General features: G+C 68.4%; 22 protein-coding genes and 1 tRNA gene. 14 read left to right on the forward strand and 9 right to left on the reverse strand.

Annotated elements, in window-relative coordinates:
* Positions 1-20 precede the first annotated feature (20 nt).
* The 7 genes from gnd to ACWD3H_RS02295 all read left to right on the forward strand — a co-directional run bounded on the left by gnd (position 21) and on the right by ACWD3H_RS02295 (position 8,680).
* A complete protein-coding gene (gene gnd, locus ACWD3H_RS02265) occupies positions 21-965 on the forward strand; it encodes a phosphogluconate dehydrogenase (NAD(+)-dependent, decarboxylating) (RefSeq protein WP_350913738.1) in 945 nt (314 codons plus the stop codon).
* Between the two features lie 185 nt (positions 966-1,150).
* Positions 1,151-2,326, forward strand: coding sequence for a DNA replication/repair protein RecF (recF, locus tag ACWD3H_RS02270; protein WP_451953732.1), 1,176 nt, complete (start codon positions 1,151-1,153; stop codon positions 2,324-2,326).
* Positions 2,316-2,870 carry a DUF721 domain-containing protein gene (locus ACWD3H_RS02275; protein ID WP_355623549.1) on the forward strand — a complete coding sequence of 185 codons (555 nt, stop codon included), beginning with the start codon at positions 2,316-2,318 and terminating at the stop codon, positions 2,868-2,870. Before recF ends, ACWD3H_RS02275 begins: the two co-directional genes overlap by 11 nt.
* Before the next feature lie 320 nt (positions 2,871-3,190).
* Positions 3,191-5,113, forward strand: a complete 1,923-nt coding sequence (gene gyrB, locus ACWD3H_RS02280; protein WP_451953766.1) for a DNA topoisomerase (ATP-hydrolyzing) subunit B — start codon at positions 3,191-3,193, stop codon at positions 5,111-5,113.
* A gap of 31 nt (positions 5,114-5,144) precedes the next feature.
* A complete protein-coding gene (gene gyrA / locus ACWD3H_RS02285; protein ID WP_451953733.1) occupies positions 5,145-7,676 on the forward strand; it encodes a DNA gyrase subunit A in 2,532 nt (843 codons plus the stop codon).
* A 434-nt stretch (positions 7,677-8,110) separates the two neighbouring features.
* On the forward strand, positions 8,111-8,467 hold the full coding sequence (locus ACWD3H_RS02290) for a DUF3566 domain-containing protein (RefSeq protein ID WP_399531219.1): 357 nt from the start codon (positions 8,111-8,113) through the stop codon (positions 8,465-8,467).
* A 139-nt stretch (positions 8,468-8,606) separates the two neighbouring features.
* Positions 8,607-8,680, forward strand: a tRNA-Ile gene (locus ACWD3H_RS02295).
* Between the two features lie 69 nt (positions 8,681-8,749).
* On the opposite strand, the gene ACWD3H_RS02300 is transcribed toward ACWD3H_RS02295, so the two are convergent.
* From ACWD3H_RS02300 to ACWD3H_RS02310, 3 genes are all read right to left on the reverse strand, one after another.
* Positions 8,750-9,916, reverse strand: a complete 1,167-nt coding sequence (locus ACWD3H_RS02300) for a site-specific integrase (protein ID WP_451953734.1) — start codon at positions 9,914-9,916, stop codon at positions 8,750-8,752.
* 993 nt (positions 9,917-10,909) lie between these two features.
* Positions 10,910-11,176 carry a hypothetical protein gene (locus ACWD3H_RS02305; RefSeq protein ID WP_451953735.1) on the reverse strand — a complete coding sequence of 89 codons (267 nt, stop codon included), beginning with the start codon at positions 11,174-11,176 and terminating at the stop codon, positions 10,910-10,912.
* Between the two features lie 17 nt (positions 11,177-11,193).
* Positions 11,194-11,538: a hypothetical protein gene (locus ACWD3H_RS02310; RefSeq protein ID WP_451953736.1), complete on the reverse strand. Its 345-nt coding sequence runs from the start codon at positions 11,536-11,538 to the stop codon at positions 11,194-11,196.
* A 189-nt stretch (positions 11,539-11,727) separates the two neighbouring features.
* Here ACWD3H_RS02310 and ACWD3H_RS02315 point away from each other — a divergent pair, with 189 nt between their 5' ends.
* Both ACWD3H_RS02315 and ACWD3H_RS02320 read left to right on the forward strand, forming a co-directional pair.
* Positions 11,728-12,477 (forward strand): DUF5919 domain-containing protein, encoded by a 750-nt coding sequence (locus ACWD3H_RS02315; RefSeq protein ID WP_451953737.1) that lies wholly within the window; start codon positions 11,728-11,730, stop codon positions 12,475-12,477.
* Positions 12,478-12,948: an NUDIX hydrolase gene (locus ACWD3H_RS02320; protein WP_451953738.1), complete on the forward strand. Its 471-nt coding sequence runs from the start codon at positions 12,478-12,480 to the stop codon at positions 12,946-12,948. It abuts the gene before it with no gap.
* A gap of 475 nt (positions 12,949-13,423) precedes the next feature.
* Here ACWD3H_RS02320 and ACWD3H_RS02325 read toward each other — a convergent pair whose 3' ends face one another.
* The 3 genes from ACWD3H_RS02325 to ACWD3H_RS02335 all read right to left on the reverse strand — a co-directional run bounded on the left by ACWD3H_RS02325 (position 13,424) and on the right by ACWD3H_RS02335 (position 15,643).
* The gene (locus tag ACWD3H_RS02325) at positions 13,424-13,795 is read right to left on the reverse strand and encodes a hypothetical protein (RefSeq protein WP_451953739.1); all 372 of its coding nucleotides are present in this window, start codon (positions 13,793-13,795) and stop codon (positions 13,424-13,426) included.
* Between the two features lie 342 nt (positions 13,796-14,137).
* Entirely contained in the window at positions 14,138-14,962 is an 825-nt protein-coding gene (locus ACWD3H_RS02330) for an SDR family NAD(P)-dependent oxidoreductase (protein ID WP_451953740.1), read from the reverse strand.
* Between the two features lie 303 nt (positions 14,963-15,265).
* On the reverse strand, positions 15,266-15,643 hold the full coding sequence (locus ACWD3H_RS02335; protein ID WP_350964975.1) for a cupin domain-containing protein: 378 nt from the start codon (positions 15,641-15,643) through the stop codon (positions 15,266-15,268).
* Between the two features lie 318 nt (positions 15,644-15,961).
* Between ACWD3H_RS02335 and ACWD3H_RS02340 the strand changes: the two genes are divergently transcribed.
* On the forward strand, positions 15,962-16,711 hold the full coding sequence (locus tag ACWD3H_RS02340) for a TetR/AcrR family transcriptional regulator C-terminal domain-containing protein (protein ID WP_451953741.1): 750 nt from the start codon (positions 15,962-15,964) through the stop codon (positions 16,709-16,711).
* Between the two features lie 131 nt (positions 16,712-16,842).
* Here the strand turns inward: ACWD3H_RS02340 and ACWD3H_RS02345 are convergent, their stop codons facing one another.
* Positions 16,843-17,610 carry an IclR family transcriptional regulator gene (locus tag ACWD3H_RS02345; RefSeq protein ID WP_451953742.1) on the reverse strand — a complete coding sequence of 256 codons (768 nt, stop codon included), beginning with the start codon at positions 17,608-17,610 and terminating at the stop codon, positions 16,843-16,845.
* A 123-nt stretch (positions 17,611-17,733) separates the two neighbouring features.
* Here ACWD3H_RS02345 and ACWD3H_RS02350 point away from each other — a divergent pair, with 123 nt between their 5' ends.
* The 4 genes from ACWD3H_RS02350 (at position 17,734) to ACWD3H_RS02365 (ending at position 22,672) form a co-directional block, all read left to right on the forward strand.
* Positions 17,734-19,941, forward strand: a complete 2,208-nt coding sequence (locus ACWD3H_RS02350; RefSeq protein WP_451953743.1) for an FAD-dependent monooxygenase — start codon at positions 17,734-17,736, stop codon at positions 19,939-19,941.
* Positions 19,942-19,970: 29 nt separating this feature from the next.
* On the forward strand, positions 19,971-20,276 hold the full coding sequence (locus tag ACWD3H_RS02355) for a Dabb family protein (protein WP_355555152.1): 306 nt from the start codon (positions 19,971-19,973) through the stop codon (positions 20,274-20,276).
* A 135-nt stretch (positions 20,277-20,411) separates the two neighbouring features.
* A complete protein-coding gene (locus tag ACWD3H_RS02360; RefSeq protein ID WP_451953767.1) occupies positions 20,412-21,197 on the forward strand; it encodes a DUF72 domain-containing protein in 786 nt (261 codons plus the stop codon).
* A gap of 230 nt (positions 21,198-21,427) precedes the next feature.
* Positions 21,428-22,672: a serine hydrolase domain-containing protein gene (locus ACWD3H_RS02365; RefSeq protein ID WP_451953744.1), complete on the forward strand. Its 1,245-nt coding sequence runs from the start codon at positions 21,428-21,430 to the stop codon at positions 22,670-22,672.
* Between the two features lie 34 nt (positions 22,673-22,706).
* On the opposite strand, the gene ACWD3H_RS02370 is transcribed toward ACWD3H_RS02365, so the two are convergent.
* Entirely contained in the window at positions 22,707-23,909 is a 1,203-nt protein-coding gene (locus tag ACWD3H_RS02370) for a sensor histidine kinase (RefSeq protein WP_451953745.1), read from the reverse strand.
* A complete protein-coding gene (locus ACWD3H_RS02375) occupies positions 23,906-24,562 on the reverse strand; it encodes a response regulator transcription factor (protein WP_350913772.1) in 657 nt (218 codons plus the stop codon). The genes ACWD3H_RS02370 and ACWD3H_RS02375 overlap by 4 nt, the downstream gene beginning before the upstream one ends.
* Positions 24,563-24,589: the final 27 nt, after the last annotated feature.

A 24,589-nucleotide genomic window follows, 5' to 3' on the forward strand; every position in this document is an offset into this window, starting at 1 on the left:
ACCCTGAAGGGGGTACTCGTATGCAGATCGGCATGGTCGGGCTGGGCAAGATGGGCGGCAGGATGGCTGAGCGCCTGCGCCGCGGCGGCCACGAGGTCGTCGGTTACGACCGCGATCCCGCGGTCAGCGACGTCTCCGGCCTGGAGGAGCTCGCGGAGCGGCTCCAGACGCCGCGAACGGTGTGGGTCATGGTGCCCTCAGGGGAACCGACCCGGGCGACGATCGAGGCGCTCGGCGAGGTACTGGCCCCCGGCGACCTCCTCATCGACGGAGGCAACTCGCACTACGTCGACGACCAGAGGCACGGCGCCGCGCTCGCCGCGAAGGGCATCGGGTTCGTCGACTGCGGCGTGAGCGGTGGAGTCTGGGGGCTGGAGAACGGCTACGCGCTCATGGTCGGCGGCGACAGGGCCGACGTCGAGCGGGCGATGCCGATCTTCGAGACCCTCAAGCCCGAGGGCGAGGACGGCTTCGTCCACGCGGGCAGGATCGGTGCCGGTCACTTCGCCAAGATGGTCCACAACGGCATCGAGTACGGCATGATGCAGGCCTTCGCCGAGGGCTGGGAGCTGCTGGAGGCCGCCGACATCGTGACCGACGTGCCCGGCGCCTTCAAGAGCTGGCGGCAGGGCACCGTCATCCGCTCCTGGCTGCTCGACCTGATGGTCCGCGCACTTGAGGAGGACCCCGCTCTGGAGCAGCTCGAGGGCTACGCGCAGGACTCCGGCGAGGGCCGCTGGACGGTTCAGGCGGCCGTCGACCTCGCGGTCCCGCTGCCGGTCATCACCGCCGCCCTGTACGCCAGGTTCGCCTCCCGCCAGGACGACTCGCCGGCCATGAAGGTCGTCGCGGCCCTGCGCAACCAGTTCGGCGGCCACGCGGTCACCTCCAGGGCGGGCTCGGCGGCCAAGGGCGCCGACTCCCCCGGCGCCGACGTCACCCCCCCGGTCGAGGCGGCCGGCTAGCGCGGCGTTCCCCGTCCAAGGCGCGGACCCACCACCGCTCCCGGCTCGGCAGGGCCGCTCCGGCAGCCGCGGCCGCACGTTCGCGACCTCCGTCGTAGGGCTCGCGCCATACCTTTTCCACGGGGCGCGAGCCGTGCGGGCGCCGGAGGCCACGGTGATGGGCGGGGCCGACTAATCTTCCTGGGGTGCATGTCGCCCATCTCTCCCTGACCGACTTCCGGTCCTACGAAACCGTCGATCTCGGCATGGAGCCGGGGGTCACGGCCTTCGTCGGGCCCAACGGCATGGGAAAGACCAACCTGGTCGAGGCGCTGGGTTACGTGGCGACGCAGGCCAGCCACCGGGTCGCCGGCGACGGGCCGCTGGTCCGGCAGGGCGCGGCGCGGGCGATCGTACGCTCGGTGGTGGTCCGCGACGACCGGCGCGCGCTGATCGAGCTGGAGATCAACCCGGGCAGGGCCAACAGGGCCAGGCTGAACCGCTCGCCCGTCTCCCGCACGCGCGATGTCGTCGGCCTGCTGCGCACCGTCCTGTTCGCTCCTGAGGACCTCTCCATGGTCAAGGGCGACCCCTCCGAGCGGCGCCGGTTCCTCGACGATCTCCTGGTGGCCAGGGCGCCCAGGTTCGCGGGGGTGCGCGCCGACTACGACAGGGTGCTCAAGCAGCGCGGTGCCCTGCTGCGTACGGCCGCGCAGGCCCGGCGGGGGCGCGGCCGGAGCGCCCGGCGGGCCGAGAGCGACGCGGCGTTCGCCGAGGCCGGGGCGGGGGACCCGCTGAGCACCCTTGAGGTCTGGGACGCCCACCTGGCCACGCACGGTGCCGAGCTGCTCGCGGCCAGGCTGGAACTGGTCGAGACGCTGCGCCCCCTGGTCGCCGCCTCGTACGCCTCTCTCGCGCCCGACTCCGCCCCCGCGAGGCTGGAGTACCGCGGCACCCTGCCCGCGGACGCCGGCACCGACCGCGCCGAGCTGGCGGAGCGGCTGCGGGCCGGCCTGCTGGAGGTTCGCGCCGCCGAGCTCGAACGTGGCGTCACCCTGGTCGGCCCGCACCGCGACGACCTGTTCCTCGGGCTGGGGGAGCTGCCCGCGCGCGGCTACGCCAGCCACGGTGAGTCGTGGTCGTACGCGCTGGCGCTCAGGCTGGCCGCCTACGACCTGCTCAGGGCCGACGGCGGCGACCCGGTCCTGATCCTGGACGACGTCTTCGCCGAGCTGGACAGCAGGCGCCGGCGCCGCCTGGCCGAGATGGTCGCCCCCGCCGAGCAGGTGCTGATCACCGCCGCGGTCCCCGACGACGTGCCGAAGGAGCTGGCCGGAGGCCGGTTCGACGTGACAGAGGGAGGCGTGGTCCGTGCCCGATGACTCAGAGCCTGGATCGAGCGGTGGCGGGGCGGACGCCACGGCTCCCGGGTCGGCGAGGAGCGCGGCCGCCAAGGGGGCGGCGATGGCCAGGGAGAAGCTGGCCCAGGCCAAGTCGGACGCCGCCAGGCGAGGGCAGCTCCCCCGCAGGGAGCCGCGCCGCAGGGCGTCCGGGCCGCGCAGGGACGCGGGTGATCCCCAGCTCTTCGGCAGGGCCATCGCCGACCTGCTCGCCGATCGGGGCTGGCAGCAGCCCGCCGCGATCGGCGGGGTCTTCGGCCGCTGGCACGAGATCGTCGGCCCGGACATGGCGGCCCACACCAGGCCGGAGACCTTCGCGGAGGGCGAGGTCGTGGTCGTCGCGGACTCCACCGCCTGGGCCACCCAGGTGCGTCTGCTGGCAAGGACCCTCGTAAGAAGGTTGAATGAGGAGCTAGGGGACGGAACGGTGCAACGGGTCAAGGTCCGTGGACCGCAGAACGGCCCCCGCTCCAGCGGCGGTCTGCGCGTCACCGGAAGCCGCGGCCCGGGCGACACATACGGCTGACTCGGCGCTCAGAAACGGATCAGCAGCCTTTCTGGCGCGACGAACCCCGCCCCCGTAGGGGGATGTTCAAGACGATGATCGTCACGCGACAGGCCATTCCAGGGGCCGTCAATGCCACATGATGTGCTCTGAGCCGCTAGAATGAAATCGAATTCCGGACACGTCCGTTTGCGTGTCACCCCCGGCGTGTGTGCCGGCTCCCCTGGGTGGACGCATCGGGGCATTCACGACGGTGACGGGCACGGCGGGGCTACACGTTTGTCTCCCTGCCGCGTGTCCGCGGCAGGAGGATTTCGCACTTGTCCTACGACGCTAGCTCAATCACTGTTCTCGAAGGACTTGAGGCGGTCCGTAAGCGCCCCGGCATGTACATCGGCTCCACTGGTGAGCGCGGTCTCCATCACCTCGTCTACGAGGTCGTCGACAACTCCGTCGACGAGGCCCTGGCCGGGCACGCCGACCGGATCGAGATCACCCTGCTCGCCGACAACGGCGTGCGGGTCGTCGACAACGGCCGTGGCATCCCGGTCGGCAACGTTCCCGGCGAGAACCGTCCCGCGGTCGAGGTCGTGCTGACCGTGCTGCACGCGGGCGGCAAGTTCGACGACAAGTCGTACGCGGTCTCCGGAGGACTGCACGGCGTGGGCGTCTCCGTCGTCAACGCGCTGTCCAGCAGGCTCGAGGTGGAGATCCGCACCGACGGCCACCACTGGCGGCAGACCTACGTCGACACCCGGCCCACCACCTCCCTGATCAAGGGCGAGGAGACCGGCGAGACCGGCACCTCGATCACCTTCTGGGCCGACGGGACCATCTTCGAGACCACGACCTGGCACTTCGAGACTCTCGCGCGCCGCTTCCAGGAGATGGCCTTCCTCAACAAGGGCCTGACGATCTCCATCAGGGACGAGCGCCCCGAGTTCATCGAGGATGACCCCAAAGAGGTCACCTACCACTACGAGGGCGGTCTGTCCGACTTCGTCAAGCACCTCAACTCCAAGAAGGAACCCACCCACGTATCGGTGATCGACTTCGAGGAGCACGGAGACGGCATCGCGGTCGAGATCGCGATGCAGTGGAACAACTCGTACAGCGAGTCGGTCTACACCTTCGCCAACACGATCAACACCGCGGAGGGCGGCACCCACGAGGAGGGCTTCCGCGCGGCGCTGACGTCCATCGTCAACCGCTACGCGCGCGAGCAGAAGTTCCTCAAGGAGGGCAAGGACGACAACCTCGCGGGTGAGGACATTCGCGAGGGCCTCACCGCGATCATCTCGGTGAAGCTGGCCGACCCGCAGTTCGAGGGCCAGACCAAGACCAAGCTGGGCAACACCGAGGCCAAGTCGTTCGTCCAGAAGGCCTGCAACGACCACCTGCGCGACTGGTTCGAGCGCAACCCCGGTGAGGCCAAGGACATCATCACGAAGTCCCTGCAGGCCTCCCGCGCCCGCCTCGCGGCCCGCCAGGCCCGTGACCTGACCCGGCGCAAGTCGCTGCTGGAGTCGGGCTCCGGTCTGCCGGGCAAGCTGGCCGACTGCCAGTGGAGCGATCCGGAGAAGTGCGAGCTGTACATCGTCGAGGGTGACTCGGCGGGCGGTTCGGCCAAGGGCGGGCGCGACTCCAAGTTCCAGGCGATCCTCCCGATCCGCGGCAAGATCCTCAACGTGGAGAAGGCCCGGATCGACAAGGTCCTGCAGAACCAGGAGGTCCAGGCGCTGATCACGGCCATGGGCACCGGTGTGCACGACGAGTTCGACATCACCAAGCTCCGCTACCACAAGCTCATCCTGATGGCGGACGCCGACGTCGACGGCCAGCACATCACGACCCTGCTGCTGACCCTGCTGTTCCGTTTCATGCGGCCGCTGATCGAAGCGGGGCACGTCTACCTCTCCCAGCCGCCGCTCTACAAGATCAAGTGGGACAGGAGGGGGGACGACGCCTCCTACGCCTACTCCGATCGGGAGCGCGACGCGGTCATCCAGGCCGGCATCGACGCGGGCAAGCCCGATCCCCGGCCCCGTGACAACGTGCAGCGCTTCAAGGGTCTGGGCGAGATGAACGCCGCCCAGCTCTGGGAGACGACCATGAACCCCGACACCCGCCTGCTCCTGCAGGTCACCCTCGATGACGCGGCCCAGGCCGACGAGCTGTTCAGCGTGCTCATGGGTGAGGACGTCGAGGCGCGCCGCTCCTTCATCATCAGGAACGCCCGGGACGTCCGTTTCCTCGACGTGTAGCGGTAGCCGTACCAGAAAAGGATCTTGACCTGTGACGGAAGTCAACACTCCGCCCGGCCCTCCGGTAGACCGCGTCGAGCCGGTCGACATCCAGTCCGAGATGCAGCGCAGCTACATGGACTACGCGATGTCGGTCATCGTCTCGCGCGCGCTGCCGGACGTCCGCGACGGCATGAAGCCGGTGCACCGCCGGGTGCTGTACGCCATGTACGACGGCGGCTACCGGCCCGACCGCGGTTATTTCAAGTGCTCCCGCGTCGTCGGTGACGTCATGGGCTCCTACCACCCGCACGGCGACGCGTCGATCTACGCCACCGTGGTGCGGATGGCCCAGCACTGGGCGCTGCGTTACACGCTGGTCGACGGGCAGGGCAACTTCGGCTCGCCGGGCAACGACCCGCCCGCGGCGATGCGCTACACCGAGTGCAAGCTCGCGCCCATCGCCATGGAGATGCTGCGCGACATCGACAAGGACACCGTCGATCTCATCCCCAACTACGACGGGCGCTCCCAGGAGCCGACGGTCCTGCCCTCGCGCTTCCCCAACCTGCTGGTCAACGGGTCGGCGGGCATCGCGGTCGGCATGGCCACCAACATCCCGCCGCACAACCTGCGGGAGGTGGCCGCGGGCATCGTCTGGTCCCTGCAGAACCCGGAGGCGACGGACGAGGAACTCCTCGAAGCGCTGATCGCCCGGGTCAAGGGGCCCGACTTCCCCACCGGCGCGCTGGTCGTCGGCCGGCGCGGCATCGACGACGCGTACCGGACCGGCCGCGGTTCGATCACCATGCGGGCGGTCGTCGAGGTCGAGGAGGACGCCAAGGGCCGCCAATGCCTGGTCGTCACCGAGCTGCCCTACCAGGTCAACCCGGACAACCTCGCACTGACCATCGCCGAGTCGGTGAAGGACGGCCGGATCACCGGCATCGCCGACGTCCGCGACGAGAGCTCCTCGCGCGTCGGCCAGCGCCTGGTGATCGTGCTCAAGCGCGACGCGGTCGCCAAGGTCGTGCTGAACAACCTCTACAAGCACACCCAGCTGCAGACCACCTTCGGCGCCAACATGCTGGCCCTGGTCGACGGCGTGCCGCGCACGCTCAGGCTCGACCAGTTCGTCCGCCACTACGTGGCCCACCAGATCGAGGTCGTGGTCCGCCGGACCCGCTACCTGCTGCGCAAGGCCGAGGAGCGGGCGCACATCCTGCGCGCGCTGCTCAAGGCACTCGACCGGATGGACGAGGTCATCGCGCTCATCCGGCGGTCGCCCTCGGCGTCCGCCGCGCAGGGCGGCCTGATGACGCTCCTGGAGATCGACGAGATCCAGGCGCAGGCCATCCTCGACATGCAGCTGCGCAAGCTGGCCGCTCTGGAGCGCCAGCAGATCACCGACGAGTACGACGCGCTGATGGCGCAGATCACCGAGTACCAGGCGATCCTCGCCTCGCCCGAGCGGCAGCGCACGATCGTCCAGGACGAGCTCTCCGAGCTCACCGCGCGGTACGGCGACGAGCGCAGGACCGAGATCATCGCCTACGAGGGCGACATGTCCATCGAGGACCTCCTCGCCGAGGAGGACATGGTCGTCACGATCACCCGCGGCGGCTACGCCAAGCGAACCAACACAGATCTTTACCGGGCGCAGAAGCGCGGCGGCAAGGGTGTGCGGGGTGCGCAGCTGCGCCAGGACGACATCGTCGACCACTTCTTCGTCACCACGACACACCACTGGCTGCTGTTCTTCACGAACAAGGGCCGCGTCTACCGGGTCAAGGCGTACGAGCTCCCCGACTCGGGCCGCGACGCGCGCGGGCAGCACCTGGCGAACCTGCTGGCCATGCAGCCGGACGAGGTCGTCATGGAGGTCCTGGACCTGCGTGACTACGACGTCGCCCCCTACCTCGTGCTGGCCACCCGCAGCGGCCTGGTGAAGAAGACGCGCCTGTCCGAGTACGACTCGCCGCGCACGGGTGGCCTCATCGCGATCAACCTGCGCGAAGATGACGAGGTGATCGCCGCCAGGCTCGTGTCGGAGGAGGACGACCTCCTGCTCGTCTCCCGCGGTGCCCAGTCCATCCGCTTCACGGCCTCCGACGAGGCCATGCGCCCGATGGGCAGGGCGACCAGCGGTGTGATCGGCATGCGCTTCCTTGAGGGCGACGAGCTCCTGGCGATGAACCGGATCGCCGACGGCGACAACGTGCTCATCGCCACCGAGGGCGGATACGCCAAGCGCACCCCCGTGGATCAGTACCCGATCCAGGGAAGGGGTGGAAAGGGCGTCCTGACCGCCAAGATCGTTAGTGCCCGTGGCAAGCTGGTTGGCGCGGTCATGGTCAGGCCCGAGGACGAGGTTTTCGCGATCACGTCCGCCGGAGGGGTTATCCGGACGAGCGCCGGGGAGATCAAGCAGTCGGGCCGCCAGACGATGGGGGTTCGACTGATGAATCTCGCAGAGGGGGACAGCGTCGTGGCTCTGGCCCGCAACGCGGAGTCGTTGGAGACCGAGGAAAACGCCGAGGTACCGGTGGAGACCGAGGGGAACGGGGAAGGAGATAACCCGTGAGTTCTCAGGGCGAGCCGGGCTCGCGCCCCGCCTCCTCGTCGACACGCGACCAGGTGACGGAGAAAATAGACAAGACCGCTGAAACGAAAGACGTCGAGGCGGCCTCGTCACCGGTTAACGGTAGCGCGCCCGCGCCGGAAACCGATGAATCGGTAGCCGACGACCCCAAGGGCAGGAAAAAAGTGACGACCACAGAGGATGGCAAGCAGGCCGAGACCACGGTGCGGATCCGTCCAGGATCTCCACCTCCATCCGCGCCGCCGTTACAGTCACCCTCATCGCCTCCGCCGGCGGCGGGGCAGCAGAACCGTCCACCGGCGGGGCAGCAGCCCTGGTCGCCCGGAAGCCTGTCGTCGCCCCAACCGCCGCTGGACGCGCCTGGCAGGAAGTCCTCGGACATCCCCGCTCCCAGATCGCCCCGTAAGGCGCACCTGGTGCTGCGCAGGGTCGAGCCGTGGTCGGCCATGAAGTTCAGCTTCGTGGTGTCACTGGTCTGCTTCGTGGTGCTGTTCATCGCGGTCGCGGTGCTCTACATGGTGCTGTCGGGGCTGGGGGTGTTCGACAACATCATCCAGACGGTCAACCAGCTGACGACCGCCGACGGCAAGGCCACCAGTGGCGTCGACGTCGCCTCCTGGTTCGAGCCGGTCCGCATCCTGGGCTACACCGCCCTGATCGGCGCGGTGAACGTCGTGCTGATCACCGCACTCTCCACCCTCGGTGCGGTGATCTACAACGTCGCCTCCGACCTGGTCGGAGGCGTGGAGGTCACTTTCAGCGAGGCCGAGTAACCGATCTTGAGTCATGTCCCCGTCCTTCCGCGGTCGGGGACATGGCGCAAGCAGGTGCCGGAACAGGGTAAGCTTTTCCCAGTTCGAACGGACGGGTTCGCCTCCGCGAAGCGGGTGCGGGGCCGTTCGTGCGCGCTGAGGGGCTATAGCTCAGACGGTTAGAGCGCTTCCCTGATAAGGAAGAGGTCCCAGGTTCAAGTCCTGGTAGCCCCACCCAGCTCAGAGGCCATTTCCCGGCAGGGAAGTGGCCTTATTTGATCTTCCGGGTGACCAAGTGAGTGACTACGCTCCCTTGACCTCAATGGGGAAGATCATGTCCATCGCCTCGGCCCCATCGAGCAGCACGGGGCGGAGTTGCTTGCGGTAGACCTTCTCGGTCACCACGGTCCCCTTGTGGCCGACCAGGCGGGAGATGTTCTCCAAGGCCATGCCGGAGTCGGAGAGCAGCGAGACGAAGCTGTGCCGCATCTCCCGAGGAGTCCACTCGTCCTCGTTGAGATCGGTCTTCTTGAGGATCACCCGGAAGGCCCGGCGGACGTTGGCCGCGTCCAGTTCGGTCCCGTGTTTGCTCGCGAAGACGAGGCCGTTCTCCTGCCACAGGTCCCCCGCCTTCTCCCGTGCGAGCGCCTGCCGCTCACGGTGCCCGCGCAGCGCGTCCACGCACAGCCTGGGGAGAGCGAGCGTCCGCCGGGACTTCTCGGTCTTGGTGTCTCCCCCGACCCGCACCGAACGCCAAACCATGATCGATGGTGGGAGCGGAGGATCGGCGTCCGGCTGGCCGTCCAGGTCCACATGCGCCCAGGTGAGCGCTCGCAGTTCCTCGGTCCTGGCGCCGATGAGGAGCGACACCACGACATAGGCGTACAGGATCGCCCCCTCGGCCGCCTTGAGCACCGACGCAGCCTGGTCGAGCGTCAGCGACTTCGAGGGACGTCCCTCCTGCCCCTTGGGGATCTCGCACAGCATCACCACGTTGCGCTTGACCTTGTCGCGTGCCTGAGCACGGGCGATGGACCGCTTGAGAACTGAGTGGATCTTACGCAGGGTCTCCGTGCTCAGGATCTTCGACTTGGCCGCCAGCCACCGGTCCACATCGTCGGCGGACAGCTCGCGGAGCTTGCGAGCGCCCAGCGCGGGAATCACGTGCTGCTCCGCCAGGATGCGACGGTTCGTGATCGTGGAGGCTTCCCGCCCGTTGAGACCGAACTCCAGCCAGTCGCGTACCGCGTCGCCCACGGTGTAGTTGTGCGCGGCCGTGGTCAGGCCGTCGTCGTAGTCGCGGATGATCTCTTTGAGCTTGGCCTTGGCTTCGGTCTTGGTCTTGCCACTGGCCTTCTTGACGATGCGCTTTCCGGCGGGGGTGTAGCCGACGGTCACCGAGGCGATCCAGCGTTCGCGGGTCTCGTCCCAGTGCAGTCCGCCGTCTCCCCGGCTGCGTCGGGTGGTCATGATGCCTCGCTTCCTGTCCGAGAAGTGCCACGTAGTCGGGGATTGGCTCAGAGTTTCTTTACTGGTTTAAAGCGGCAGCGCTCCGCGCCGCCGCGGGCGGCTCTACACTTGCCCGCCAGCCGGGCGTGCGGCCTTGGCGGCCGGTCCCGGCTGGCAGCAGCTACGACCGCCTCCGCTACACGAAGATTCACGCTTGGCTTTATCTGTTCGTCTCTGCTCCCGTTCAAGGTCATCGTCATGACATTCTGATCTTTATGAATGAGCCCTCCTCTGAATCTTTCGGGAAGATCCATGAATCCGGTGGCTCCGAGTCGGCGATCCAAGCACTTGGAGCCATCGGTCCATCTCGTGAACCTCGCAATAACGCGTACGTGATTCGTGGAGTCAGTAGTGTCCCGATTTTTCTGGCTGGATTCGTTGCTCTGCTCTCGGTGCTGAACGGAAACGAGAGTTTCGCTACCGTGGCCATCGTGTTTGCGATCATCGGGATCGGGGGCCGGATCGAAGCAGCAGTACGACTACGGTCCTGAAGCTCAAACCGTCCCTGCTCAACCACAACCAGGCAGGCAGTTCTTACGGCCGGTTCCTGCTGGTAGCAACTCCGGCGACCCTCATCGTGCTGTGACTTCCGCCTGCCGCTGCGACCGCCGGCCCAACCGCTTCGCGGCCCCTTCGGGGTGCCTTCGGCATTGCGCCGGCCGTCTCCGCTCCCGTCGATGGACTTCCGGGTTGCGGGCCGTGACTCCCCCGCCCCCGCTACCGGAGTGTTCGTGTCCCTCGGTCGGCGTCAACTCCGTCTGTACCTGTTGGGTGAGGGTTGCTGTGCACGTCGGGGCGGACGGACACGCGAAGACGGAGTTGACCCCTCGGCCGGGACACACGATCTGGCAGCTATCGGGGGCGGGGGAGGAATGGGCCAGGAGCCGTGCATGGTGGACTCCTGGCAGGCGTGGCGACGCCGTCCCTCCGAAGCACACGCCGCCACGCCCGTCTCTACCGGGCCTTCCCGGACAGCAGCGCCGCCCAGGTCGCCCGAGCCTCAGCGATCGACCAGCGGTGACTCTCGTCCACCTGGTGGCCGCCGTCGAGTTGCGTGGTGCGCCGGATGAACGCCCGTCCGCCGCCCTCGCACAGTTCATAGACCGTGGCACGGCACACGCAGGTCCACGCCACCGGCCGCACCCGCTCCAATGTGTGGTGCGGCTTGTGCCAGTCGAGCCGAACGTGATCACGTTGCGCCATGCCCAGGTGCGGGCTCACACACGTCTCAAGCACCATCACAGCGGCGCCGCCCCTGCCTTTGGCGCTCTCAGTGGAGGCGCGGGGTGCGTCGTGCGGAGATCGGCGTAGCGGGCGGCGATCCGGCGAGCGGCCGCCACCGGGTTGTCCACCGGGTACGCCGCGTACTTCCTGCGGCCCGTCCGCGCGGAGTACTCCCCGTTCCACCACATGAAGCGAAAGCCGTCAGACCAGACGAGCAGGTCCACCCACACGCTCAGCAAGGCCGCGCCGTGCCCCTGGTGAACGTCGGCGGCTATCCCGAGATCATCGAGAGCGGCGCGGAGCTGTTCGGCCGCGTGAGAGGAACGGGCGGCTTTTGTGATCACTGCGTTGCGGGTCATCGCTTCTCCGGGAGGTCTCGGATGGTCGTGACGAGGCGGTCGAACGGGTGGTCGCACCTCATGCCCGCCCTGTGATGATGGGACGTTTTTTGAGGCTTGATACGTCCCTAAGCATGCTGACCAGCGCCGGGACGGGAAACTTCGTTTGCGGACGGTGACGGGACGTCTTGGGAGGCGTATAAACGTCCCATGGCACCCAACGAGCGCCTACGGTCCGCGTTGCTCAACGCGGGCATCAGTGTCCGGCAACTGGCCGAGGCGGTAGGAGTCGATCCCAAGACCGCCGAACGATGGGTCAACACCGGCCGCACACCACACCCCGGCATCGCCCACCGAGCCGCGATCGTGCTCCGGGAAGACCTCGCCCACCTGTGGCCCGCGATCGAGCAGGGGCGGCGACGTCATCGAGGGAGCGGTGAATTGGTCGCCGCCTACCCCACTCGCGCCTCCGCGCCCCTGGACATGTGGCGGACCCTGTTCGAGCGCGCGGAGCAGCGCATCGGCATCCTGGTCTACGCCGCGAACTTCCTGCATGAGTCATGGCCGAACCTCAAGGATCTTCTTGCGTCGAAGGCGCGGGAGGGCTGTCGCGTGCGCATCCTGCTCGGTGACGCCGACTCGCCCGTCATCCGGGGCCGGGGAGCTGAGGAGTTGTTCGGGCACGGCATCGAGTCACGGTGCCGGGTGGCGCTCATGCACTACCGGCCCCTGGCGGAGTCGTCGAACGTCGAGCTGCGCGTGCACGACACCACGCTCTACAACTCCCTGTTCGTGGGCGATGACCACATGATCGTCAACGCGCACGTCTTCGGCATGAACGCCTACGGCGCACCGGTCTACCACCTGCGCCACATGCGTGAGGAAGGGCTGTTCGACACCTACGCCACCAGCTTCGAAGCCGTGTGGAAACAGTCCCGACTGCCCAGCGAGGAGCGGTAAGTGGCCCGCACCGAGTACTACGACGACTCCGATGCCCCCGAGCCGAACAGCCTGGTCGTGGGGGTGTCCGCTGTGGTCGTCGACGACCGGGGACGCATCCTCATGCAAAGGCGCACCGACAACGGGCTGTGGGCGCTACCCGGAGGCGGGATGGACCTCACCGAGTCGGTGCCCCAGGCCGCCGTACGGGAGGTGAAGGAGGAGACCGGCTACGACGTCGAGGTGACCGGCATGGTCGGCCTCTACACCGACGCTCGGCACATTATCGCCTACACCGACGGAGAGGTACGCCGTCAGTTCAACGTCTGCCTGACGGCCCGTGTCATCGGAGGAGCGCTCGCGATCAGCGACGAGTCGACCGACGTCCGCTGGGTCGACCGGGAGGAGATCGACACGCTGTCGATGCACGACACCCAGCGACTCCGGATCGGGCACTTTCTCGGCGGGGCGGCCTCACCGTACATCGGCTGAATCGGGATGTCCTGAGCTTGAGATTTAACCTCTCTCAGGCAGCCAAAGTTGTCTCTGCACTCGTCAAGGGCGGAAGAAGATCCAGCACGAGAGCGGAGATGGGGTTCCGGAACACCGGTACCACCGTGGGGTGACTGGACAGTGTTCCCTAACCTCTCGTGCCTTAGATCCCGTGGCTGGCTGCATCCGGCGTCAGCGCGAGCACCCTGGTTCCCCGGACTTTTGTCTCGCGCGTCAAGGTGAACGGGCTGACGCCGTACGCGGCGGCGATCTCAGGAGCCAGGTGGAAGGCGGCCCATGTCCACTCCTCGATCTGTTCACTGCTTGCGGTTTACAGGTCTCCGTCGGCCGGAAGCCCTAGTTCCAAGCGTCGTGCCTGTTCCTGGGGCAGCGGATCGCCGAGGGTGAGCAGTTCGTCATCCAGCTCGCCGGTTGCCGCGTACCGGCGTACGACGCTGCCGCGCTCGGCCACCAGCTATGCCGAGCCGTCTCCTTGCTCGCCGTAATAGTAAGCCTGAGCCTTTCCGTAGCGGGCACTGAGCACCTTGCACAAGGTGAGCACATCCTCATGACGCTCGCTGCCGCAAGGATCGCACCAGGCCCCGATGACCAGGGTCCAGCCGTTTACTTCGGGGGCGACAAAGACCTGCGACAGGTGATGGCGATCATCCGAGTCGCCGTGTGCATCGGCGTCGATCACTTCTTGGGCCTCGCTGAACGTGATCGGCCTGGGCGAGGACAAGCCCAAGACTTCCATTACGCCTGCCTGGTCACCGGTCGGGACCGCGATCCAGTGGTTCCAGCACATTGAGACCGACTTAGGCCAGTTCTTCACCTCTGCCCGCACAGGCCCACTATGCCAGGTCCATCAAAGCGGCCGCTTACTACGCACTCTCGACCATCGCCTTCTTTTCCCCCTACTGTCCCTCTCCGGGGTCGCCGGGAATCTGGCTCGTGCTCCCGCTTTACGGGGCCATCGCGGTGCTCGTCCTGATCGCCGGTGCGCTCCGAGCCGAAGACCGGACCGGGACACGGTCATGAACAGCGCTTGATCCTGCGAGAAGATCCGATCCAAGGTGATCATTTTTCGTTGGTCCCCGCGCCGGGGAAGGGCATGCCCAGCACGCTCTCTGAAACCCGAACCGGGTACCGGACCCGACCGCGAGAGGGCTGACCGGTGAGGGCGCGCTCAGGACATGCGGATGAGCTGCCCGGTGATGTAACGGGCCTGGTGCGAGGCCAGGAAGACGATGACCTCGGCGACCTCCTCCGGTCGGCCGACGTGCCGCAGCGGGCTGTTCGCGCGGACCGCCTCCTCGACGACCGGGGTGATCCAGCCGGTGTCGGTGGCGGGTGGGTGGACCATGTTCGCGGTGACGCCGTGGCGACCGAGTTCGGCGGCGGCGGACATCGTGTAGTTCTCCTGGGCCGCCTTGGCCGCGCCGTACGAGACCTCCTCGGGGAAGCCGCCGGAGCTTCCGGAGGTGAGACCGATGATCCGGCCCCAGGTGGCGCCGCGCCCTACGTGGCGGCGGGCGAACTCGGCGATCAGCAGGGCAGGGGCGCGCACGTCCACCGCGAACTGCCGGTCATGGGAGTCGGCGTCGACGGGGCGCAGCGCGCGCCCGAAGCGGTCGCGCGCGTTGGGCAGGAAGGTGTCGGCCAGCCAGCCACTGGCGTTGTTGATCAGGATCTCCACCGGCCCGAAGGCCGCCTGTGCCCGGTCGAACAGCAGGCTCGCGACGTCCGGCTCCGCCAGGTCGGCCTCGATGGCCTCGGCCTGGCCGCCGCCGGCCCGGATCCGGGCCACGACCTCGTCAGCGCTCTGTGCCCGCAGCCTGCCGTAGGCGTCGGGGAAGGCCGGATCGTCGACGTGCTCGGCCGGGTCCAGTCGTTTGTAGGTGAGCAGCACCGCCGCTCCGCACGCGGCCAGCGCGATGGCGGTCGCCGCGCCGATGCCCTGGTTCGCGCCGGTGACCAGTGCCACCCGGCCGGTCAGCCGAGGATCGATCATGGCCGCATCCTGGCACCCGCAGGGGCGGACCGGCCACCGGTTTTCCCCACCGCCCGCCCGGACGGGGACCGGTCACGGCAGTGGGTACGCCCGCCGGGGATGCTCGCCGCGCTCGATCGCCGGTGCCCCGTCCAGCCTGCGCCGCTGCTCTTCGGCCGGCAGCGGCAGCGTCTCGGCGAAGTCCACTTCGTCCTTGGGGCGTCGGTCTCTGACCTTGGAGAGAAAAGCCTCTCGAAATGGTGTGAACACGGCGCGGGTGGCCGTCTCCGTTCGCCGTCGGCCACGCCGCTCCGGTCTGATCGGCTATCCGATTTCCCGGTCAGGGACCGCGTAACCCGGAACGGACGGCCAGCGGACGGTGAGCACCACCGATTCCTCCTCTGCGTACCAGGAGTGATCGACACCATGACCCCACACGACGTAGTCACCTCGCTTGGCCAACAGCACGCTACGTCCTGGCAGTTCCACCCGGAAACGGCCACTGATCAACATGAGCAGCGCCGTACGCTTCTCGCCGGTGACCCATTGCGCACGCTCGTCGCCACGCGGATGGACGCCCCACTTGATCTCGACATCACCGCTGTGCCGGACGTCATCGGTCGGTTTGAAATGTCCGAGCAGCCAACCGCGGTCATCGGCCGCATCCACGTCCGCACTACCCACGTACACGTTCTCCAGCACGGAGCGTGACGCTAGCACGGCACCCGTCTTTCCACTCGGGAAACGGCTCCGGCTCCGGGGCGATCAGAGGCGGATCATCAGGGCCCCAAGCGCCCGTGGTGATCGTTCTTGTGCCGGCGGGTCGCGGGCGGCGCCGTCGCGCTGAACCCTACGCCCGCGGAGGTTGATCGATGTCGGGGTCCGCTTGCGTGACTAATCTACGTATGGGGTACAGCATATTTTGTACAGAGTGCGTGGTTCTACACTTGGGTCACGTTACCAACGGATCATCGAATTCGACTCGCAGCGGGCAACCGGGCGAGGAGGAACGGAGGCGTCATGGCAGAGGAGCGTGTGCTGCCCCCCGTCGTGGCGCGGATGTGGGGGCGTGAGGCCGTGTCACGCCACGGGCCGCGACCGAGCCTCGACGCGGCCAGGATCATCGCCGCCGCGATCGAGATCGCCGACACCGAGGGGTTGCCGGGCGTCCGGATGAGCAGCGTCGCCTCCCGCGTGGGGGTGGCGACGATGTCTCTGTATCGCTATGTCGGCAGCAAGGAGGAGTTGCTGACGGCCATGGCCGACGCCGCGGTCCCCGAACCCCCCGAACTCGGCGGGCTGCCGTGGCGGGACTACCTCGTGACATGGACCCGCGCCAACCGTGACTTCTTCCTCGCCAGGCCGTGGATGCTGCTCGTCGCCCGCCTCACCCCGCCCATGGGTCCGCGGAGCCTACGCTGGCTCGACCGGGCGCTGGCCGCACTCGCCGACACGGGGTTGGACGCGGGCGAGAGGGTCAACATCGCGAGCACCCTCGGCGGGTACGCCCTCAGCGAGGCCACGTTCGTGCACGGGATGAGCAGCGAGCGGGAGGTCGGTGGTGACGCCGGAGTCGCGGGAATGGCGGAGTACAGCGAGGTCCTCGCCGAGGTCATCGACCCGGAGGGTTATCCCGAACTGTTCGCCGCGATCCACTCCAATGCCTTCGGAGACGCCGCCGAATGGGTCGGCGACGACGACTTCACCTTCGGCCTCGACCTCCTGCTCGACGGTGTCGAAACGCTCATCGCGCGCCGGACCAAGGCCTGAAGGACCGTGCTCCCACCGCCCGGCTGAACTCGCAAAAGGAGCCCAAGGCTGACATATGGGCGAATGTGGCCCCGCCTTCCTCGGGTCGAATCCGTATCAAGGGTGGGAATCCCTCCGCGGGAGCGAGCGGTTCAGTCGGCGGAGAGCGTCAGCGAGATCTCCGACGCGGCGGCGCGGATGAGCTCGATCATGCGGTCGCGACGTGTCTGATCCGTTCGGAACATCGGGGCCGCGGTGCCGATCGACGCGACCACGGCTCCATGAGAGGTGATCGCGGCCGCGGTGCCCCAGATGCCCTCGTCCACCTCCTCGAAGCTCTCGGTCCAGCCGCGCAGATGAGTCCGGTCCAGTTCCTCGTCCGACAGGAGGGCGGCTCGGGCCGGTGACAGGCCGGGTAGTACTCCGGCGAGGATGGAGGCGCGCTCGGCGCGGGTCATCGAGGCGAGCAGGATCCGTGACATCGAGCCGGCGTGGAGCGGCATCGGCTGCCCCTTGTCGAACTGCAGCCGCACCGGGCGACGCGACTCCGCGCGCTCGACACAGTAGGCCGCCTCGCCCCCGGAACGGGCGATCAGGACCGTCTCGTCGATCTCATCGCGTACCCGGGTGATGACGGGCAGGGCGGCCTCGGTGAGCGGCGCCCGCGCGGCCTCACAGGCCCGTCCCAGATTCAGCGCCAGGTCCGTGACCCGGTACGACTTTCCGGAGGCGCGGTCGAGCAGCCCGACCTCCCTCAGCAGGGCGACGTACCGATAGGTGGAGGTCGTGGCGAGGCCGAGTTCCGTGGCCAGGTCCGCCACCGTCCAGGTCGGATGCGCCTCGGTGAAGCAGAGCAACGTCTGGAGCAGCTTCCGGCCGCTACCCGCGCCCGCGACCCGGTGCGCCGACTCCTCTGTCATGCACTCTCCTCGGGGCTGAGGCGGCCTGTTTTCACCATGCGAGACGGCGGGTCGTCATATTGACGTATCTTCAGGACGCTTATTAGGGTTTATCCCACAATATGGTGAGGATGTTACCACATTATGGAAATAAGCGGCTCCTCTGCTGCCGACGAGCGGGTCCCCCAGGGCTCGTCCGCCAACGACATGAACACCGTCGTGGTCGCCGGTATGGGGCCGGTCGGCATGGTCGCCGCGTTGAAACTGGCCCAGCTCGGCCATCAGGTGCTCGTGCTGGAAGCCGGACCCGACCTCGCCGAGGAGTCCCGGGCGTCGACCTTCCACCCGTCCTCCCTGGAACTGCTCGAACAGCTCGGTGTGGTGGACGAGCTGCACGAGGTCGGCCTCAAGGCGCCCGTCTTCCAGTACCGGGAGCGGACCGGCGCCGTCCTCTCCGAGATGGACATGTCCCTGCTGGCCGATGAGACGAGATACCCGTACCGCCTGCAGAGCGAGCAGAACAACCTCACCCGGATCATCCGCGACAGGCTCCTGCCGATGCCGAACGTGACCCTGCGGTTCTCCAGCCCGGTCCAGCGGGTCGAGCAGGGCGACCGGCACGCCCGGATCTTCCTGCCGGACACCGACCGCGACCACCCGATCCTCGCCCGCTGGCTGGTCGCGGCGGACGGCGCGCAGTCCAGCATTCGCAGGTCGCTGGGCATCTCCTTCGAGGGACGCACCTACGACGAGCGCTTCCTGGTCCTGTCGACCACCCACGACTTCCGCGCGGACTTCCCGGACCTGGCGTACGTGTCGTACATCTCGGATCCACAGGAGTGGGGTGTGCTGCTGCGCACCCCCGGCCACTGGCGCGCGCTGTTCCCGGTGCGGGACGCGGAGAGCGACGAGCACGCTCTGTCCGCGGCGGCGACGCAGGACCGGTTGCAGCGGATCGCGGCCAGGCCGGAGCCGTACGACATTCCGCACGCCTCGATCTACAAGGTCAACATGCGGGCCGCCGCGACGTTCGCGGTCGGGCGGATCCTGCTGGCCGGTGACGCCGCCCATGTGAACAACCCGCTCGGTGGCATGGGCATGAACAGTGGCATCCACGACGCGTGGGCCGCGGCGCTCTGCATCGACGCCGCGCTCGGCGGAACCGACGCCGACCATGTCACCCGGCTCTACAGCGAGCTGCGCCGGGACGCCGCGCTCAACCACGTACAGGCCGCCGCGCAGCGGAACTACGACTCGATGCGCGAGGACGACGACGCCGAGCGTGAGGCGCGCGCCGAGTCGCTGTCCGCCATGGACCGGGACCTGCTCGACAAACGGCGGCATCTCCGCCGGTCGGCGATGTTCACCTCGTTGCGCATCACCCTCGGCCGCCTCGCGCGTGAACTGCACGCGGTACGCGAAGGGGACCGTCCCGCAGGCCGCCGGCTCTCCGAGCTGCTGTGCCACGGACCGGTTCTCGCGCCCGGCGCCCACGACGGTGTGACGGTCAGGGCGGTGCAGAAGGCCGGCTTCGCGGCCGCGTACGTCTCCGGTTCCGCGGTGTCGGCGGTCGCCCTCGGCCAGCCCGATCTCGGCTACCTCGGCCTGGCCGAGATGGCGGAGCAGGTACGCCGGATGGCCTCGATCAGCGACCTCCCGCTGATCGTGGACGGCGACACCGGTTACGGCGGCGTGCTCCAGGTCGGTGCGGCCGTCACCAGGCTCGAACACGCGGGTGCCGCGGCGGTCCAGTTCGAGGACCAGGTCGCGCCGAAGCGCTGCGGGCAGATGAGCGGCCGCCAGGTCGTCCCGATCGAGGAGATGGTCGCCAAAATCGAGATGGCCGTCACCCGCCGGCGCTCCACCCTGGTCATCGCCCGTACGGACGCGCTGGCCGTGGAGGGCCTCGAATCCGCGCTCGCGCGGGTGCGCGCCTACGCCGCCGCCGGTGCGGATCTCGTCTTCGTCGAGGGCGCCTACACCGAGGAGTCGCTGCGCACCATCCGCGCCGCCGTCCCGGGCACTCCACTGATGATCAATCTCAGTGAGGCGGGTGATCATTCCGCACTGCCGCCGACCAGGATTCTCCAGGAGTGCGGGGTCGGTCTGCTGATCTATCCCGTCGCGCCGATCCTCGCCTCCGCGCAGGCCGCGGCCCAGACCTACCAGGCCATCCGGAGCACCGGCAGGTCCGACCGGACCGGTACGGAGTGGTCACGCTTCACCGACCTGCTCGGCCTGCCCGGGCAACTCGCGGAGGCCGAACTCCTCGCCGCGCTCGCCACATCCACGCAGACCGGCGCTCCGGAAGGGAGCCACGCAGGCGGTGGATCTCCGCCGGAGCGCCTCTGATCTCATCACCCACCCCCAAGGAAGCCGTCATGTTCTTGCACGTCGGGATGCTGACCCTCACCGGCGAGGCCACCGCCGCGCACCGGACCGCCATCGTCGAGGCGCTGAGCGCGCTGCCCGGCCGGATCCCCGGGCTGCTGAGCGCGAAGGTCTCCACCGACGCGGGGCTGACCTCCGGCAACGCGCACCTGATGGTCACGATGACCTTCGACTCCCAGGACTCCTGGAGGGCGTACGGTTCCCATCCCGCGCACGTCGCGGTGGTCACCGAGCACATCAAGCCGTTCCTGGCCTCGAAGACGTTCGTGCAGATCGACGAGACCTCCGTGTCATGAGCGGATCGGGGGAACTTGTGGCGCGGGTCGAGCAAGCCTACGGAAGGGAAGGTGGGCGGCGGCCCGTGTGGGGGCCGCGGTGGCGGGCAGGTTCTGCTGGTGGAGGGCCGGAATCGACGGGGCTGAGCTGTCATGATGCTGGTGGGGACGTCTGGCTGGCAGTATGCCGACTGGCGCGGGGGGCTCTACCCGCCCGGCCTGCCCCAGCGGCTGTGGCTGGAGCGGTATGCCGAGTGCTTCGAGACGACCGAGAACAACAACACCTTCTACCGGCTGCCGGCGCGCGAGACGTTCGAGAAGTGGCGGGACCGCACCCCGGACACGTTCGTCATGGCGATCAAGGCGAGCCGCTTCCTCACCCATGTCAGACGGCTGAAGGATCCCGAGGAGCCCGTCGAGCGACTGCTGGCGGCGGCCGAGGGGTTGGGAGCCAAGCTCGGGCCGATCCTCCTGCAGCTTCCGCCGACGTTGCCGGCCGATCCCGGCAGGCTCGCCGCGTGCCTTCGCTGCTTTCCCGCCCATGTGCGGGTCGCCGTCGAGTTCCGGCACGTGTCATGGTGGAGCGATTCCGTCCGCGAGGTGCTGTCAGCCCACGGTGCGGCCCTGTGCTGGGCCGACCGGCTCGGCCGCCCGCAGACACCCCTGTGGCGGACCACCGACTGGGCCTACCTGCGCTTCCACGAGGGCCGGGCACACCCCTGGCCCGCGTACGGCGACGGCGCGCTCCGTTCCTGGCTGCGCCGCCTGGGCCGGGAATGGGATGAGCGCTGCGATGTCCATGTGTACTTCAACAACGATCCGGGCGGCGCCGCGGTGCGCAACGCCGTCCGATACGCGGAACTCGCGCGCGCCGAGGGGTGGCCGGTGAGTCGCACGCCGGCCCGGATCCCGGCACCCGAGGAAACGGCGCTCGCCCGATGACGCTCCCCTGCGGCAGGGCGGGGCGGACACCGGCAGCCCCGGAGAATCGGCGAACGGCTAACGCCGGGGAAACAACTGATCGAGTTACCTCTCCTCCTGTACGGCCGGGGCTGCTCCGGCGACAACGACAGACGACATGGCGGGACGTGTACGGATTCGCAGGCCGTGCCGGCAAGTGACCTCGGCTGGGGTTCACACGTTCCGTCTGGTCGTGGAAGGAGATCATGCGTATGACTGGGGCCCGACCGTCTCGGCGTTCCACGCTCGGTTTGCTGGGCGCCGCCTCCCTCGCCGCCGGTGGGGTGTTGGCGGTGCCCGGGAAGGCTCACGCAAGCCCGTCCCGGCCTGGCCGGATACCGAAGGATGTGCGGCCCGGCGGTGCGTACGACCGGTTCATCGCACAACTGGCGGCCGAGGACAAGTTCTCCGGCACCATCCTGCTGGCCCACCGCGGTCGTACCGTACTGGCCCGGTCCTACGGGATGGCCGACAGGGAAAGGAAGATCCCCAACAAGATCGACACCATCTACAATCTCGCCTCCGCCTCCAAGCCGTTCACCGCTCTGGCGATCGTCCAGCTCGCCCAGGAGCGCAAGGTCAAGTTTCACGAGAAGCTCGGCACGTATCTGGACGGCTTCCCCGATGAGATCGCCGACACCGTCACCGTGCACCACCTGCTCACCCACACCGCAGGCATGGGCGATCCCACCCGTCCCGGGGACGGCGCGCCGAACGGGGAGATCTCCAACAGCGCCGAAGAGCGGATGGCCGACCTCCGGAAGGCGATGCGCGAGCAGAAGCTGGAGTTCACCCCCGGCACCAGGCACACCTACAGCAGCATGGGCATGGAGGTTCTCGGCGAGATCGTGGCGAAGGTATCCGGGAAGACCTTCTGGGACTACGTCCACGACCACATCTTCGTCCCGGCCGGGATGACCCGCTCCGCCTACTACACCAGGCCGGAATGGCTGAGCGACAAGCGCATCGCCCATCCGTACATGTACCAGTCCGACGGCACGCGCGTCGACGCCGTCCGCAACCTGGACAAGGGCGCCGTCCTGGGCGGCGCGCCGGGGAGTAACGCGGCGCGCGCGTTCATCGGCTCCGGGGGCGGAAGCGGGTTCTCCACGGCGCCGGACCTGGTCCGCTTCGCACTCGCGTTGCAAGGTGGCAAGCTGCTCGACCGCGCCTACACCGAGCTGTACCTGGGCGGGAGGATCCCGGTGCCCCCTCGGTCGAAAAGCAGCCCCGTTGACCCCGCTCGCCAGGAGGCATTTCAGGGGTACGGGGTGCTTACTCCCATCTTCAATGGCCAGCGGATGATCGGGCATGGTGGCGGTATCGGGGGCGGAGGGACCAATTGGTCCATCTACCTCGACATTGACTGGACCGGGATCACCCTCTGCAACTACGACCTCGATATCGAGCCGATCATTGAAAAAGAAAGGCACGCTGTCACCGACGACATGTCATGAGACCCGTCCGCGATGAGGTGTGAGATCACCCCTCTCACTGCCCCGGCAGGGTGACGGTCACCACCAGGCCGCCGCCGGCCCGCGGGCGGGCGGCGACCTCACCCCCGTGCGCGCGGGCCACCGAGCGCACGATGGACAGGCCCAGCCCCGCCCCCTTGGCGGTGACCATGCGCTCGGCGCCCAGCCGCCGGAACGGCTCGAACAGCGCGGGAAGCTCGTACGGCGGCACCGTCGGCCCGCTGTTGCTCACCTCGACCTCGGCCCTGCCGTCGGCTCTGACACGGCTGGTCGCCCGCACCCAACCACCCTCCTTGGCGTTGTGCCGCACTCCGTTCTCCACCAGGTTGTGCACCATCCGCTCAAGCAGCAGGGCATCCCCCAGCGTGAGCGCCTCCCCCGCGTGCTCGGTGATCTCGATCCCGGCCTGCCCGGCCTCGGGCGCGCACTGCGCCACGACATGGCTGAGCACGTCGGCCAGATCGACGGGAAGCCGCTCGGTGATCTCGTTCTCCGATCCGGCCAGCAGCAGCAGCCCGACGATGAGCCGCTCGTGCCTGGTGTTGATCTCCAGCAGGTTCTCGCCAAGCTGCTTGACGTCCTCGGAGGCCGACTTGCGGTGCATGGCCAGCTCGACCAGCGCCCGGCCCAGGGTGAGCGGGGTGCGCAGCTCGTGGGAGGCGTTGGCGACGAAGCGCCGCTGCCCGTCGAAGGAGCGGTCCAGCCGCTCGACCATGACGTCGAAGGTGTCGGCCAGATCCTTGACCTCGTCGTCGGGCCCGCGCAGGGCGATCCGCTCGTGCAGTCCCCGGTCGGCGGCGGGGGCCGCGGCGATCCGCCTGGCGGTCTCGGTCACCTGGTGCAGGGGTGCCAGGACCCGGCCGGTGACCAGCCAGCCGAAACCCGCTGCGGCGCCGCCGACGACCACCAGCGCGATGCCGCCCAGGGTGAGCATCGAGGTGGTGGCGGCCTCGTGCAGGGTGCTCTGCTGCTGCCTCATCCACTGCTCCGTCTGCTCCGCGTCGAGCCGGGTGGCCGACGGCGGGCCGTACATGACGTCGGCGGTGGGCGTCGAGCGTCCGATGGTGATGACCTTCGTCCTGGAGGTGAGCTGCTGGCTGAAGAGTGTGTAGGTGGCGCCGAGCAGCACGATCCCGGCCACCAGGAACAGCCCGCCGTAGATCAGGGTCAGCCGGGCCCGCAGCGTGATGCGGCGCGGCAGCAGTGTCCGGGACCTCACGGGATGCGATACCCCACTCCGGTGACGGTCTCGATGACCGGGGGGTCGGCGAGCTTGCGGCGCAGCTTGAGGATGGTGAGCCTGACGGCACCGGTGAACGGGTCGGCGTACTCGTCCCACGCCTTCTCCAGCAGGTACTCGGCGGGAACCACCGCGCCGTCGGCGCGCAGCAGCTCGGCCAGCACGGCGAACTCCTTCTTGGCCAGCGGCACGTAGCGGCTGTCGCGGAACACCTCGCGGCGTGCGGGGTCCAGGGTGATGCCCGCGCGGCGCAGCACCGGCGGCGTGGCGGGGCGGCACCGGCGCCCGAGCGCCAGCACGCGGGCGGCCAGTTCGGGGAAGGCGAACGGCTTGCTGAGATAGTCGTCGGCGCCCAGCGACAGGCCCTCGACCCGGTCGGTGATCTCGGCGGCCGCGGTCAGCATCAGCACCCGCGCGCCGGTCCCCGCCTCGACCAGTTCCCGGCAGACCTCGTCGCCGTGTACGGCCGGCAGGTCCCTGTCCAGCACGACCACGTCGTAGTCGTTGACGCCCGCCCGCTCCAGCGCCGCCGCTCCGTCGAGGGCGACGTCGACCGCGTGGGTCTCCTCGCGCAGCCACTCCGCGATCGCCTCGGCGAGCAACGGCTCGTCCTCCACCACCAGAACTCGCATGCCTCCATGGTGGCCGCCCCGGTGTTT

It is taken from the genome of Streptosporangium sp. NPDC002607, assembly GCF_053592655.1.